Annotated in this window: 11 protein-coding genes; 8 read left to right on the top strand and 3 right to left on the bottom strand. The window is 69.5% G+C overall.

The features are described 5' to 3' along the window. The first annotated feature begins 1 nt into the window (after nucleotide 1). Genes nuoH through ACFQQI_RS20465 form a run of 8 tightly spaced genes read left to right on the top strand, consistent with a single transcriptional unit; the run spans nucleotide 2 to nucleotide 9,049 of the window. A complete protein-coding gene (gene nuoH / locus ACFQQI_RS20500) occupies nucleotides 2-1,276 on the top strand; it encodes an NADH-quinone oxidoreductase subunit NuoH (RefSeq protein WP_378569045.1) in 1,275 nt (424 codons plus the stop codon). Then, nucleotides 1,276-1,854 carry an NADH-quinone oxidoreductase subunit NuoI gene (nuoI, locus tag ACFQQI_RS20495; protein ID WP_378568027.1) on the top strand — a complete coding sequence of 193 codons (579 nt, stop codon included), beginning with the start codon at nucleotides 1,276-1,278 and terminating at the stop codon, nucleotides 1,852-1,854. Before nuoH ends, nuoI begins: the two co-directional genes overlap by 1 nt. Continuing rightward, the gene (locus ACFQQI_RS20490) at nucleotides 1,854-2,678 is read left to right on the top strand and encodes an NADH-quinone oxidoreductase subunit J (RefSeq protein WP_378568024.1); all 825 of its coding nucleotides are present in this window, start codon (nucleotides 1,854-1,856) and stop codon (nucleotides 2,676-2,678) included. Before nuoI ends, ACFQQI_RS20490 begins: the two co-directional genes overlap by 1 nt. Further along, nucleotides 2,678-2,980 (top strand): NADH-quinone oxidoreductase subunit NuoK, encoded by a 303-nt coding sequence (nuoK, locus tag ACFQQI_RS20485; protein WP_275747861.1) that lies wholly within the window; start codon nucleotides 2,678-2,680, stop codon nucleotides 2,978-2,980. The genes ACFQQI_RS20490 and nuoK overlap by 1 nt, the downstream gene beginning before the upstream one ends. Nucleotides 2,981-2,992: 12 nt before the next feature. Next, nucleotides 2,993-4,924, top strand: coding sequence for an NADH-quinone oxidoreductase subunit L (gene nuoL / locus ACFQQI_RS20480; protein ID WP_378568020.1), 1,932 nt, complete (start codon nucleotides 2,993-2,995; stop codon nucleotides 4,922-4,924). Next, nucleotides 4,921-6,450 (top strand): NADH-quinone oxidoreductase subunit M, encoded by a 1,530-nt coding sequence (locus ACFQQI_RS20475; protein WP_378568017.1) that lies wholly within the window; start codon nucleotides 4,921-4,923, stop codon nucleotides 6,448-6,450. The genes nuoL and ACFQQI_RS20475 overlap by 4 nt, the downstream gene beginning before the upstream one ends. Then, on the top strand, nucleotides 6,450-8,048 hold the full coding sequence (gene nuoN, locus ACFQQI_RS20470; RefSeq protein WP_378568014.1) for an NADH-quinone oxidoreductase subunit NuoN: 1,599 nt from the start codon (nucleotides 6,450-6,452) through the stop codon (nucleotides 8,046-8,048). The genes ACFQQI_RS20475 and nuoN overlap by 1 nt, the downstream gene beginning before the upstream one ends. Continuing rightward, on the top strand, nucleotides 8,045-9,049 hold the full coding sequence (locus ACFQQI_RS20465) for a polyprenyl synthetase family protein (RefSeq protein ID WP_378568011.1): 1,005 nt from the start codon (nucleotides 8,045-8,047) through the stop codon (nucleotides 9,047-9,049). The genes nuoN and ACFQQI_RS20465 overlap by 4 nt, the downstream gene beginning before the upstream one ends. On the opposite strand, the gene rarD is transcribed toward ACFQQI_RS20465, so the two are convergent. The 3 genes from rarD to ACFQQI_RS20450 all read right to left on the bottom strand — a co-directional run bounded on the left by rarD (nucleotide 9,046) and on the right by ACFQQI_RS20450 (nucleotide 13,117). Continuing rightward, nucleotides 9,046-9,954: an EamA family transporter RarD gene (gene rarD, locus ACFQQI_RS20460; RefSeq protein ID WP_378568007.1), complete on the bottom strand. Its 909-nt coding sequence runs from the start codon at nucleotides 9,952-9,954 to the stop codon at nucleotides 9,046-9,048. The genes ACFQQI_RS20465 and rarD overlap by 4 nt on opposite strands. A gap of 128 nt (nucleotides 9,955-10,082) precedes the next feature. Next, nucleotides 10,083-11,183, bottom strand: a complete 1,101-nt coding sequence (locus ACFQQI_RS20455; RefSeq protein ID WP_378568004.1) for a 2-oxoacid:ferredoxin oxidoreductase subunit beta — start codon at nucleotides 11,181-11,183, stop codon at nucleotides 10,083-10,085. Continuing rightward, complete coding sequence (locus ACFQQI_RS20450) at nucleotides 11,180-13,117, bottom strand: 2-oxoacid:acceptor oxidoreductase subunit alpha (RefSeq protein WP_378568001.1); 1,938 nt, start codon at nucleotides 13,115-13,117, stop codon at nucleotides 11,180-11,182. Before ACFQQI_RS20450 ends, ACFQQI_RS20455 begins: the two co-directional genes overlap by 4 nt. Between the last annotated feature and the right edge of the window lie 306 nt (nucleotides 13,118-13,423).

The following is a 13,423-nucleotide window of genomic DNA, read 5'->3' as shown; positions in this document are numbered from 1 at the left end:
GATGGCGACCGACTCGCTCGGCGCGTTCGGCAACGACGTCTGGTGGATCATCGGCATCAAGACGCTGCTGATCTTCCTGGTCCTGGTGCTGCTCACGCTGTTCAACATCTGGTGGGAGCGCCGGGTCGTCGCGCGCATGCAGCACCGCATCGGCCCCAACGTCAACGGCCCGTTCGGCCTGCTGCAGTCGCTCGCCGACGGCGTGAAGCTCGCGCTCAAGGAGGACGTCACCCCGACGGCCGCCGACCGCGTGGTCTTCGTGCTGGCGCCGATCCTCGCGACCGTGCCCGCGTTCGTGACGTTCGCGGTGATCCCGTTCGGGCCGACCGTGAACTTCTTCGGTGAGGAGACGCCCCTGCAGCTGACCGACATGCCGGTCGCCGTGCTCTTCGTGATGGCGATCGCGTCGATCGGCATCTACGGCATCGTGCTCGGCGGTTGGTCCAGCGGGTCGACGTACTCCCTGCTCGGCGGCCTGCGCTCGAGCGCGCAGATGATCTCCTACGAGGTCGCGATGGGCCTCGCGCTGGTCGCGGTGTTCCTGTACGCCGGGTCGATGTCGACCTCCGAGATCGTCGACGCCCAGGAAGACCTGTGGTTCGGGCTGATCCTCGCGCCGTCGTTCGTGATCTACGTGATCTCGATGATCGGCGAGACCAACCGCGCGCCGTTCGACCTCCCCGAGGCCGAGGGCGAGCTGGTCGGCGGCTTCCACACGGAGTACAGCTCGCTGAAGTTCGCGCTGTTCTTCCTCGCCGAGTACATCAACATGGCCACGGTCTCGGCGCTGGCCACCACGCTGTTCCTCGGCGGCTGGCGCGCGCCGTTCTGGATCGACCAGGTGTGGGCGGGCGCCAACGAGGGCTACTGGCCGCTGCTGTGGTTCTTCGGCAAGGTCCTCTTCTTCATCTTCTTCTTCATCTGGCTGCGCGGCACGCTGCCGCGGCTGCGCTACGACCAGTTCATGGCGTTCGGCTGGAAGCGGCTCATCCCGATCGCGCTGGTCTGGATCGTCGCGGTGTCGACGATCCGCGCCATCTCCCTCGAGGGCGGCGTCGACCGGCGCTGGGTCCTCATCGGCATCGGCGTCCTCGCCGTCCTCTTCCTCGTCCTCTTCTTCGTCGGCGAGGACAAGGAGGAGGAGCCCGAGGTCGAGGCGCAGGCCCCGACCGGGTTCCCGGTCCCGCCGATGCCGGTCGGCGGACCCGCGCGCGGCGCCGCCCAGCCGCTCGCGTTCCGCACCTCGAGCTCCACCGTCACCGGAGGTGAGGGCTGATGGCCCAGCCCAACGAACAGTCCAAGTCCATGAAGGAGCAGTTCTGGGACCCGGTCGCCGGGTTCGGGGTGACCTTCCGGACCATGTTCAAGAAGGTGGTCACCGAGCAGTACCCCTTCGAGAAGCAGCCGACCGCGCCGCGCTTCCACGGGCGGCACCAGCTCAACCGCTGGCCCGACGGCCTCGAGAAGTGCATCGGCTGCGAGCTCTGCGCCTGGGCCTGCCCGGCCGACGCGATCTACGTCGAGGGTGCGTCCAACTCCGACGACCCCGACGGCGAGGGGCGGTTCAGCCCCGGCGAGCGGTACGGCCGCGTCTACCAGATCAACTACCTGCGCTGCATCCTCTGCGGCCTGTGCATCGAGGCCTGCCCGACCCGCGCGCTCACGATGACCAACGAGTACGAGCTGGCCGATTCGAACCGTGCCGACCTGATCTACGAGAAGTCCGACCTGCTCGCCCCGCTGCTGCCCGGCATGGAGCAGCCGCCGCACCCGATGCGGCTCGGCGACGACGAGGGCGCCTACTACCGCGGTGAGTACGCCGCGCCGGAGCCGGTGCGGGAGGGTGAGTCCTGATGGTGCTGTTCTGGATCCTCGCGCCGATCATGGTGCTCGCGGCCCTCGGCATCCTGTTCGTCCGCAAGGCCGTGCACGCGGCGCTGCTGCTGGCGGTCGTGATGATGTCGCTCGCGGTGCTCTACCTCGCACTCGAGGCGCCGTTCCTCTTCGCGGTGCAGATCATCGTCTACACCGGCGCCATCCTGATGCTGTTCCTGTTCGTGCTGATGCTGGTCGGCGTCGACGCGTCCGACTCGGTCGTCGAGACGATCCGCGGCCAGCGGGCGTTCGCGATCGTCGGTGGCGTGGCGCTCGGCGTCCTGCTGGTGCTCGGCCTCGGCCAGATCTCGCTCGGCACCGCCGTCGGCCTCGAGGAGGCCAACGAGCCGGGCAACATCCAGGCGCTCGCCAACATCCTGTTCTCGCGCTACGTCTTCGGGTTCGAGGTCACGAGCGCCCTGCTCATCACCGCCGCGGTCGGCGCGATGGTGCTCGCCCACCGCGAGCGGCTCACACCGAAGCCCGGACAGGCCGAGCTGGCCGCCCAGCGGCTGAAGGACTACGCCGACAAGGGCACCCACCTCGGCCCGCTGCCTCCTCCGGGCGTCTACGCCCGTCACAACGCCGTCGACACCCCGGCGCTGCTGCCCGACGGCACGGCGGCCGAGTCGTCGGTCTCGCGGGTGCTCGCCGCCCGCGGCACCGTGCGGTCCGCTCCGGCGCTGGCCGACGACATCGAGGAGATCGAGAACCAGATCGGCTGGGCACCCCACGCGGGCCGCGACGCGGCCCCACCGGCGTCGACCACCGAGGAAGCACCGGCGACGGGAGGTGATCACTGATGGACGACGTCACGCCGTACGTCGTGCTGTCGGGGATCCTGTTCACCATCGGCTGTGTGGGCGTGCTGACGCGCCGCAACGCGATCGTGGTGTTCATGAGCGTCGAGCTGATGCTCAACGCCTCGAACCTCGCGCTGGTCGCGTTCGCGAAGCAGCACGGCAACCTCGACGGGCAGATCGCGGCGTTCTTCGTCATGGTCGTCGCCGCGGCCGAGGTCGTGGTCGGGCTCGCGATCATCATGACCATCTTCCGGACCCGTCGCTCGGCCTCGGTCGACGACGCCAGCCTGCTCAAGTACTAGGAGAAGGACTCGATGTTCGCACTCCAGACGGAGCACCACGTCCCCGTGGTCGATCCGACCACCGCAGATGGCGTGTTCTCCCTGCTGTGGCTGGTGATCGCGCTGCCCCTGGCCGGTGCGGCGATCCTGCTGATCGGCGGCAAGTACACCGACAAGTGGGGCCACCTGCTCGGTGCCGCGCTGCCGATCGGCTCGTTCGCGATCTCGCTGGCGATGTTCTTCTCGCTGCTGGGCCGTGACAGCGACGACCGGCAGGTGGTCCAGGAGCTCTACACCTGGTTCCAGACCGGCAGCCTCGACGTGGGCATGGACCTGCTCTACGACCCGCTGTCGGCGCTGTTCCTGCTGCTGATCACCGGCGTCGGCTCGCTGATCCACGTCTACTCGATCGGCTACATGGCGCACGACCCGCGCCGGCGCCGGTTCTTCGGCTACCTCAACCTCTTCGTCGCCGCGATGCTCATGCTGGTGCTCTCCGAGAACTACCTCGGACTGTTCCTCGGCTGGGAGGGCGTCGGCCTCGCGTCGTACCTGCTCATCGGCTTCTGGCAGCAGAAGCCGTCCGCCGCGGCTGCCGCGAAGAAGGCCTTCGTGATCAACCGCGTCGGCGACATGGGCATGTCGCTCGCGATCATGCTCTTCTTCGTCACGTTCGGGTCGACGAGCTTCACCGTGATCAGCGCCGCCGCCGGCGACGCGTCGGAGACCACGATGACGATCCTCGGCCTGCTGCTCCTGCTCGGCGCCTGCGGCAAGTCGGCGCAGTTCCCGCTCCAGGCCTGGCTGCTCGACGCGATGGAGGGCCCGACCCCGGTGTCGGCGCTCATCCACGCAGCGACGATGGTGACCGCGGGCGTCTACCTCATCGTCCGCTCCAACTTCGTCTTCGATCTCGCGCCCGACGCGCAGACCGCCGTCGTGGTCGTCGCGGTGATCTCGATCTTCTGGGGCGCCTGGATCGGCTGCGCGAAGGACGACATCAAGAAGGCCCTCGCCGGCTCCACGATGAGCCAGATCGGCTACATGATGCTCGCCGCCGGCCTCGGCGTCGCGGGCTACGCCTTCGCGATCTTCCACCTGCTCACGCACGGCTTCTTCAAGGCCAACATGTTCCTCGGCGCCGGCTCGGTCATGCACGGCATGAACGACGACGTCGACATGCGCCACTACGGCGCGGTGAGCAAGGCGATGCCGGTGACCTACCTGACGTTCGCGATGGGCTACCTCGCGATCATCGGGTTCCCCGGCTTCTCCGGCTTCTGGTCGAAGGACAAGATCATCGAGACCGCACTGGCCGACAACTGGGTCGTCGGCCTCTGCGCACTGCTCGGTGCCGGCGTCACCGGCTTCTACATGACCCGGCTGATGCTGATGACGTTCTTCGGCGAGAAGCGCTGGGAGAAGGACGTGCACCCGCACGAGTCCCCGTCGGTGATGACGATCCCGCTGATCGTGCTCGCCGCGCTGTCGGTGCTCGGCGGCGTGCTGATCATCGGCGACTGGATCGTCGACTTCCTGGAGCCGGTCACGGGCGTGCCACCGCACGAGGAGCCCCCGATCCCGGCGCTCGCGGTCACCGTGATCGCGGTCTGCGTGGTGGCGGTCGGTGTCGCGATCGCCTGGCTCTTCGTCGGGCGGCGTGACGTGCCGCGCGTGGCACCGCAGGACGTCTCGTTCGTCACCCGCGCGGGCCGTGAGGAGGTCTACGGCAACCTCATCAACGACACCCTCGTGGTCAACCCGGGCCGGCACCTCACGACGGCCCTGCTCGCGACCGACAAGTACGCCGTCGACGGCGTGCTCACCGGCGGCCCGGCCACCATCGGGCTGGCCGCCCAGGTCGGCCGACGCGTCCAGAACGGATTCGTCCGCTCCTACGCCCTGTCCATCCTCGGCGGCGCCGTGCTGGTCGCCCTGGCCCTCCTGGCGGTGAACCTCGTATGAGCGACTTCCCCTGGCTCACCTTCCTGATCGCCGTGCCGCTCGTCGGCGCGCTGGTCACGGCGTTCCTGCCCAAGGCGTCCCGCACGACCCCGCTGCCGAAGCAGGTCGCCCTGGCGTTCTCCCTCGTCACCGCGGCGGTCGGTGTCGTCATCGCGACGCAGTTCGACGCGGGCGCCGGCATGCAGCTCACCGAGACCCACACCTGGATCGAGGCGTTCGGCGTCCACTACGCGCTCGGCGTCGACGGCCTCGGCCTGCTGATGATCCTGCTGACCGTGGGCCTGGTCCCGGTCGTCTTCGTCGCCTCGTGGCACGAGGCGGAGGGCCGCAACCCCGCGGCGTTCTTCGCCTGGGCCCTCGCCCTGGAGGCCTTCTCGCTCTGCGTCTTCGCGGCCACCGACGTCTTCCTGTTCTACGTCGTCTTCGAGGCCACGCTGATCCCGGCGTACTTCCTCATCGGCGGCTTCGGCCGTGAGGGCCGCGCGTTCGCCGCGCTGAAGTTCCTCATGTACCAGCTCGGCGGCGGCCTCGTGCTGCTCGTCGCGGTCATCGGGCTCTACGTCGTCTCGGCCGACGAGGGCTCCCCGTCGTACCTGCTCTCCGACCTCCAGCAGCTCGACATGAGCACGACCTGGGAGCGCTGGCTCTTCGTCGGCTTCATGGTCGCGTTCGTCGTGAAGGCGCCGCTCTTCCCGCTGCACACGTGGCTGGCCGACACCACCGAGCACGCGACGCCCGGCACGAGCGTGCTGCTGGTCTGCATCCTCGACAAGATCGGCACGTTCGGCATGCTGCGCTTCTGCCTCGGCATGTTCCCCGGTGCCTCGGAGTGGGCGACCCCCGTCGTGATCACGCTCGCCCTGATCTCGATCGTGTACGGCGCGTTCCTCGCCATCGGCCAGGACGACATCCTGCGGCTCATCGGCCTCACGTCCCTGAGCCACTTCGGCTTCATCACCCTGGGCATCTTCGCGCTCACCACGCAGGGTGGCTCGGGCTCGATCCTCTACATGGTCAACCACGGGGTCGGCACCGCGGCGCTCTTCCTGCTGGCGGGCTACCTGATCCGGCGCAAGGGCACCTCGCTGATCAGCGAGATCACCGGTGTCGAGCACCGGGCGCCCGTGCTGGCCGGCCTCTTCCTGGTCGCCGGTCTCGCCACGCTCGGCCTGCCGGGCCTGAGCCAGTTCGTCTCCGAGATCCTCGTGATGATCGCGGCGTTCGACTACCACTGGTGGGTCGGCGTCGTCGCGGTCACCGGCATCGTGCTGGCCGCCGTCTACGTGCTCTGGCTCTACCAGCGCACGATGACCGGACCACCCGTGCCCGCCGACGAGGGCATGCGCGACCTCGGCCGCCGCGAGCTGGCCGCCGTCGTACCCCTGATGGCTGCGCTCGTGCTCTTCGGCTTCTTCCCGCAGCCGCTGCTCGACGCCGCCAACCCGACCGTCGAGTCGTTGCTGGAGCACGTCGGAGTGACCGACGACCAGCCGACCGTCCCCGTGGCCGAGGAAGGTGCTCACTGATGGACTTCACCAAGCCCACCATCGAGTACGCCGACATCTGGCCGCTGCTCGTGATCTTCGGTGTCGCCTGCCTCGGGGTCGTCGTCGAGGCGTTCCTCCCGCGCGAGCGCCGGTTCCTCATCCAGACGGTGCTCGCCGGTGGTGGCCTCGTCGCCGCCCTGGTCGGCACGATCATCGTCGCCCGCGGCCTCGAGGTGCACGGCGACGGAGCGGCCCGCGGCGCGATCGACGTCGAGGGCACGGTCGTCGTGGACGGCCCCACGGTCTTCCTGTGGGGCATCATCCTGGTCTTCGCGCTCGGCGGCGTGCTCCTCTTCGCCGAGCGGCGGCTCGAGGGCGGCGTCTCGGCGTTCGCCGGCCAGGCGGCCGCGCTGCCCGGCACCGAGGCCGAGCGCCAGGCGTCGACCCGCGGCCTCGAGCACACCGAGGTCTACCCGCTGCTGATGTTCGCGGTCGCCGGCATGCTGCTCTTCCCGGCGTCCAACGACCTGCTGACGCTCTTCGTCGCGCTCGAGGTGCTCTCGCTCCCGCTCTACCTGCTCTGCGGCCTCGCCCGGCGGCGCCGGCTGCTCAGCCAGGAGGCCGCGCTGAAGTACTTCATGCTCGGTGCCTTCTCGTCCGGCTTCTTCCTGTACGGCGTCGCGCTGATCTACGGCTTCTCCGGCTCGATGGTCTTCGCCGACATCAACGAGGCGGTCCGCAACGACCTCGGCAACGAGGCCCTGCTGCTGATCGGCGTCGGCATGCTGTCGGTCGGCCTGCTCTTCAAGGTCGGCGCCGCGCCGTTCCACTCGTGGACGCCCGACGTCTACCAGGGCGCGCCCACGCCGGTCACGGCGTTCATGTCCGCGGGCACCAAGATCGCGGCGTTCGGCGCGATCATGCGCGTCTTCTACGTCGCGCTCGGCGCGGACCGCTGGACCTGGCAGCCGATGCTGTGGATCATCGCGATCCTGACGATGGTGGTCGGTGCGGTGCTCGCGGTCGTGCAGACCGACATGAAGCGCATGCTCGCCTACTCCTCCATCGCCCACACCGGCTTCCTGCTCACCGGCGTGCTCGGCGTCCAGCAGGCCTCCGACCTGTCGGACGGCCAGATCACCTCCACCCAGGCGGTGCTCTTCTACCTGACGACCTACGGCTTCGCGCTGATCGGCTCCTTCGCCGTCGTCACGCTGGTCCGCGACTCGTCGGGTGAGGCGTCGGCGTTCGCTCGTTGGCGGGGCCTGGGCCGGCGCTCGCCGCTGGTCGCCGGCACGTTCGCGTTCTTCCTGCTGTCGATGGCCGGCATCCCGCTGACCGCCGGGTTCATCGGCAAGTGGGCCGTGTTCACGGCCGCGCTGGCGGCCGGCGCCTGGCCGGTCGTGATCGCCGCGATCGTGTGCAGCATCATCGCGGTGTTCTTCTACGTCCGGGTCATCGTGCTGATGTTCTTCGTCGACGCCGGCCCCGAGCACGGGGAGGTCGCGAGCGTGACGAGGCCGTCGGTGCTGACGTCGCTGACGATCGTCGTGGGCGTCGCCGCGACGGTCGCGCTGGGCGTCGTCCCCGGGCCGGTTCTCACGCTGGCGGACCATGCTGGACAATTCCTCAGGTGACGACAGGTTCTGCTGCACTCGCTCTCCCCGTCGGTGACGAGGCCCTGGCCGCGAGGCTCCGCGACCGCCTGGGCCTCGTCGAGGAGGCGCTGGCCGGGCACGTCCGGAGCCGGGCCGACTTCGTCACCGAGATGGCGAGCCACCTCATGGAGGCGGGCGGCAAGCGGTTCCGGCCGCTGCTGGTGCTGCTCGCGGCCGAGGCTGGCGACCGGCCCGACGCCGATGAGGTGATCACCGCGGCGTGCGTCGTCGAGCTGACCCACCTGGCGTCGCTCTACCACGACGACGTCATGGACGAGGCCGACCTGCGCCGCGGCGCCGTGACCGCGCACTCGCGCTGGGGCAACCACGTCGCGATCCTCACCGGCGACTTCCTCTTCTCGAAGTCCTCCGAGCTCACCGCCGAGCTCGGCGCCGATGCCGTGCGCATCCAGGCCCAGACCTTCACCCAGCTCGTCGAGGGCCAGATCCTCGAGACCGTGAAGCCCGGCCCCGACGAGGACCCGCTCCAGCACTACCTCGAGGTCGTCGCCGGCAAGACCGGGTCGCTGATCGCGACCTCCGCCCGGTACGGCGCCCGCTTCGGCGGCGCCACCCGCGAGGTCGAGGAGGCGCTCACGGCGTACGGCGAGATCGTCGGCTCCGCCTTCCAGCTCTCCGACGACATCCTCGACATCGCCTCCGAGTCGGGGGAGTCCGGCAAGACCCCGGGGACCGACCTCCGCGAGGGCGTCCCCACCCTTCCCGTGCTGATGGCGCGCGCCTCCACCGACCCGGCGGACGCCCGCCTCCACGAGCTCCTCGACGGCGACCTCACCGACGACGCGCGGCACGCGGAGGTCCTCGACCTGCTGCGCAAGCATCCCGCGATGGACGAGGCCCGCGCCTACGTCGTCGCCGAGGCCGGCCGCGCCAAGGCGCAGCTCGCCGCCGTACCCGAGGGCCCCGTCCGCGCTGCCCTCGAGGCGTTCGCCGACATCGTGGCGACCCGGTCCTCCTAGACCGCGGCCGCCTCGACGGTCAGCCGCAGCTGCCGGCGGCGGTGGTTGACCGCCTCGACGGTGAAGATCACCAGCGCGATCCAGACCAGCACGAAGCCGGCCCAGCGGCCGGCCGGCATGTCCTCGTGCAGCCAGAAGACGCCGAGGCCGAACTGGAGGATCGGCGCGAGGTACTGCAGCAGCCCGAGCGTCACCATTGAGACCCGGGTCGCGGCCGCGCCGAAGCAGATCAGCGGCACGGCGGTGACGATGCCGGTGGTGAGGAAGAGCAGCGCGTGCCCGGTGCCGTGGCTGCCGAAGTCCGCCGTGCCGTTCGCCCCGATCCACAGCACGTAGAGCAGCGCGAACGGCGCGATCACCGCGGTCTCGTAGGTCAGGCTCTCGGTGGCACCGACGTTCGCGGTCTTCTTGCACAGCCCGTAGCTGCCGAACGAGAGGGCGAGCACCAGCGCGACGTACGGAAGCCGGCCGTAGTCCAGCGTCAGCACGACCACCGCGAGGGACGCGATGCCCATGGCGACCCACTGGAGCGGGCGCAGCCGCTCGTGCAGGATCAGCACGCCCATCAGCACGGTGACGAGCGGGTTGATGAAGTAGCCGAGCGACGTCTCGACGACGCGGTCGTTGTTGACGCCCCAGATGTAGGTCAGCCAGTTCACGCTGATCACGGCGCCGGCGATGGTGAGCAGCAACCGGACCCGGCGGTCGCGCCAGATCGCCTTCAGCTGCCGCGTGCGGCGCAGGAGGAAGACCAGCACGACCATCGTGATCGACGACCACAGCACCCGGTGGGCGAGGATCTCGCCGGCGCCGGCGGGCTCCAGGAGCGGCCAGTAGAGCGGGAAGAGTCCCCACATCACGTAGGCCGCGACGCCGAGGAGGAATCCGCGGCGGGCGTCTGGCACCGGTCAAGGATAGGGCCGGGTTTATCGGTGGGGCGAACGGGTATCCGACCGACGGCAGATGCACACACAGGAAGGTCCCCGCTCTCGGGCGGGGACCTTCCTGTGTCTGGAGCCTGTCAGGCCGATCGTCAGACGATCGTCCAGGTGTCGCCGCCGCCGATCAGCGCGGCCAGGCGGTCGCTCGGCTCCCCGGGGGCCGCGTCCTGGGCCGAGGCGATCTGGCCGCGGGCGCCGTCGTCGTACGTCGGCCGCTCGACCTGGCGGAAGATGCCGATCGGGGACTGGTTGAGGTAGCCGGAGTCGGTGAGCCGCGAGATCGCGAACGCCGTGCTCGGGTCGGGGTTGTGGGCGTCGTGCACGAGCACGGAGCCCTCGCCCACGTCGGCGACGTCGACGACCTTCACGCCGCCGGTCTCGCTGTCGCGGATCAGGCCCTTGGCGCCCTGCCCTGATTCGGTGGGAGCGCCGAACCGGATCGGCTCGCCGTGCACCAGCGGGATGATCGCGTCGGCCTTGGTGTCGGGGCTCTTGATCGCGTCGAACGCGCCGTCGTTGAAGATCGGGCAGTTCTGGTAGATCTCCACGAACGACGTGCCGCGGTGGGCGGCGGCCGCGGACAGCACCGAGGTGAGGTGCTTGCGGTCGGAGTCGATCGTGCGGGCAACGAACGAGCCCTCCGCCCCCAGCGCCAGGGACACCGGGTTGAACGGGTGGTCGAGCGAGCCCATCGGGGTCGACTTGGTGATCTTGCCGGCCTCGGAGGTGGGGGAGTACTGGCCCTTGGTCAGCCCGTAGATCCGGTTGTTGAACAGCAGGATCGTCATGTTCACGTTGCGGCGCAGCGCGTGGATCAGGTGGTTGCCGCCGATCGACAGCGCGTCGCCGTCACCGGTGACGACCCAGACCGACAGGTCCTCGCGGGCCGTGGCGATGCCGGTCGCGATCGACGGCGCGCGGCCGTGGATCGAGTGCATGCCGTAGGTGTCGAGGTAATAGGGGAACCGCGACGAGCAGCCGATGCCGGAGACGAACACGATGTTCTCGCGGCGCAGGCCGAGGTCGGGCAGGAAGCCCTGCACGGCCTTGAGGACGGCGTAGTCACCGCAGCCGGGGCACCAGCGGACCTCCTGGTCGCTGGTGAAGTCCTTGCCGGTCTGCGGCTGGTCGGTCGTGGGGACGCCCTCGACGCCCGAGCGGAGCCCGGGGAAGGGGAGCTCAGTCGTGCTCACTTGTTCGCCTCCTGGGGAACGGAGAGGTCGACCTCGATGCCCTCGGCGTCGGCGACGAGGCCGCCGATGGCCTCGGCCAGCTCGGCCGCCTTGAGCGGTAGTCCGCGGACGTGGTTGTAGCCGATGGCGTCGACGAGGTACTTCGCACGCAGCAGCATGCTGAGCTGGCCGAGGTTCATCTCGGGCACCAGCACCTTGTCGTAGCGCGCGAGGATCTCGCCGAGGTCCTTGGGGAACGGGTTGAGGTGGCGCAGGTGCACCTGCGCGACGTTGTGGCCGGCCTTGCGCACCCGGCGTACGCCGGCGCCGATGGGGCCGTACGTCGAGCCCCAGCCGATCACCAGCACCTTCGCGCGGCCACTCGGGTCGTCGACCTCGAGCGGCGGCAGCGACTCGGCGATCCGGTCGATCTTGGCCTGGCGGGTGCGGACCATGAAGTCGTGGTTGCCGGGGTCGTAGGAGATGTTGCCGTGCCCGTCGCCCTTCTCGAGGCCACCGATGCGGTGCTCGAGGCCGGCGGTGCCCGGGACGGCCCACGGACGCGCGAGGGTCTCCTCGTCGCGGAGGTAGGGCCAGTACTCCTCGGACTCGGTGCCGTCCTTGGCGACGACCGTCTTGTTGCGGTCGGTCGCGAACTTCGGGTCGATCGTGGGCAGGTCCGCGACCTCGGGGATCCGCCACGGCTCGGAGCCGTTGGCGAGGTAGCCGTCGGAGAGCAGCATCACCGGGGTGCGGTAGGTGATCGCGATCCGGGCCGCCTCGACGGCCGCGTCGAAGCAGTCGCCCGGCGACTGCGGCGCCACGATCGGCACCGGCGCCTCGCCGTTGCGGCCGTACATCGCCTGCAGCAGGTCGGCCTGCTCGGTCTTGGTCGGCAGGCCGGTGGACGGCCCGCCGCGCTGGACGTCGACCACGATGAGGGGGAGCTCGGTCATCACGGCCAGCCCGATCGCCTCGGACTTCAGCGCGATGCCGGGGCCGGAGGTCGTGGTGACGGCGAGCGAGCCGGCGAAGGAGGCGCCGATCGCCGAGCCGATGCCGGCGATCTCGTCCTCGGCCTGGAGCGTCGTGACGCCGAAGGCCTTGTGCTTGCTCAGCTCGTGGAGGATGTCGGAGGCCGGCGTGATCGGGTAGGACCCGAGGAAGAGCGGGAGTCCGGACTGGACGCTGCCCGCGATGAGCCCGTAGGCGAGCGCCAGGTTGCCGGTGATGTTGCGGTAGGTGCCCGGCGCCATCGGGGCGGGCTTGATCTCGTACTGGACGACGAACGCCTCGGTGGTCTCGCCGAAGTTCCAGCCGGCCTTGAACGCCGTGATGTTGGCGTCGCGGATGTCGGCGACCTTCGCGAACCGCCGCTCCAGGAACGTCACCGTCGGGTCGGTCGGGCGGCCGTACATCCAGGACAGCAGGCCGAGCGCGAACATGTTCTTCGCGCGGGCGGCGTCCTTGCGCGACAGCCCGAACTCCTTGACCGCCTCGACGGTCATGCCGGTCAGGTCGACGGGGTGCACCTGGAACTCGCCGAGCGGGTCGTTGGCGTCGCCCAGCAGGTCGAGCGGGTTGGCGTCGTAGCCGGCCTTGGTCAGGTTGCGGGGACTGAAGTCGTGGGTGTCGACGATGACGGTCGCGCCCTTGGGCAGGTCGCCGAGGTTGGCCTTGAGTGCCGCGGGGTTCATCGCGACCAGCACGTCGGGTGCGTCGCCCGCGGTCAGGATGTCGTGGTCGGCGAAGTGCACCTGGAACGACGAGACGCCGGGCAGGGTGCCCTGGGGCGCCCGGATCTCGGCGGGGAAGTTCGGCAGCGTCACGAGGTCGTTGCCGAAGACCGCCGACTCCTGGGTGAACCGGTCGCCAGTCAGCTGCATGCCGTCGCCGGAGTCGCCTGCGAACCGGATGATCACCCGGTCGAGCTGCTTGACCTGCTTGTTTGACACGGGACGTGCCCACTTCCCTCGGATTGCGTGCTCGGGTCGCCAGCCCACGTGCCGTGGCGGGCGGACGACCGCCTCGATCGTACTCGCGGTACGCGAAATCTGGAACGTGTTCCAGTTTCGCGCTGCCGCCTTCCGACTTACCACGATAGACGCCGCTCCGGGCGGGCCGAACCCGTCTCTGCTGGTGGGCGGCGGAGCGGGCCGTGAGTCGCGACACACCCCCGTCCAGAAAGTGGGCATTGGACATTAACCCCCTTAAGTCGAGTAATCTCCTTCTCATTCACCAGAAACGCCCCCGGTGTGGGC

Source organism: Nocardioides sp. GCM10030259 (assembly GCF_042666375.1).
Lineage (GTDB): Bacteria > Actinomycetota > Actinomycetes > Propionibacteriales > Nocardioidaceae > Nocardioides.
The sequence above is the reverse complement of the archived record's forward strand: the minus strand, read 5'-3'. Positions and strand labels throughout refer to the sequence as shown.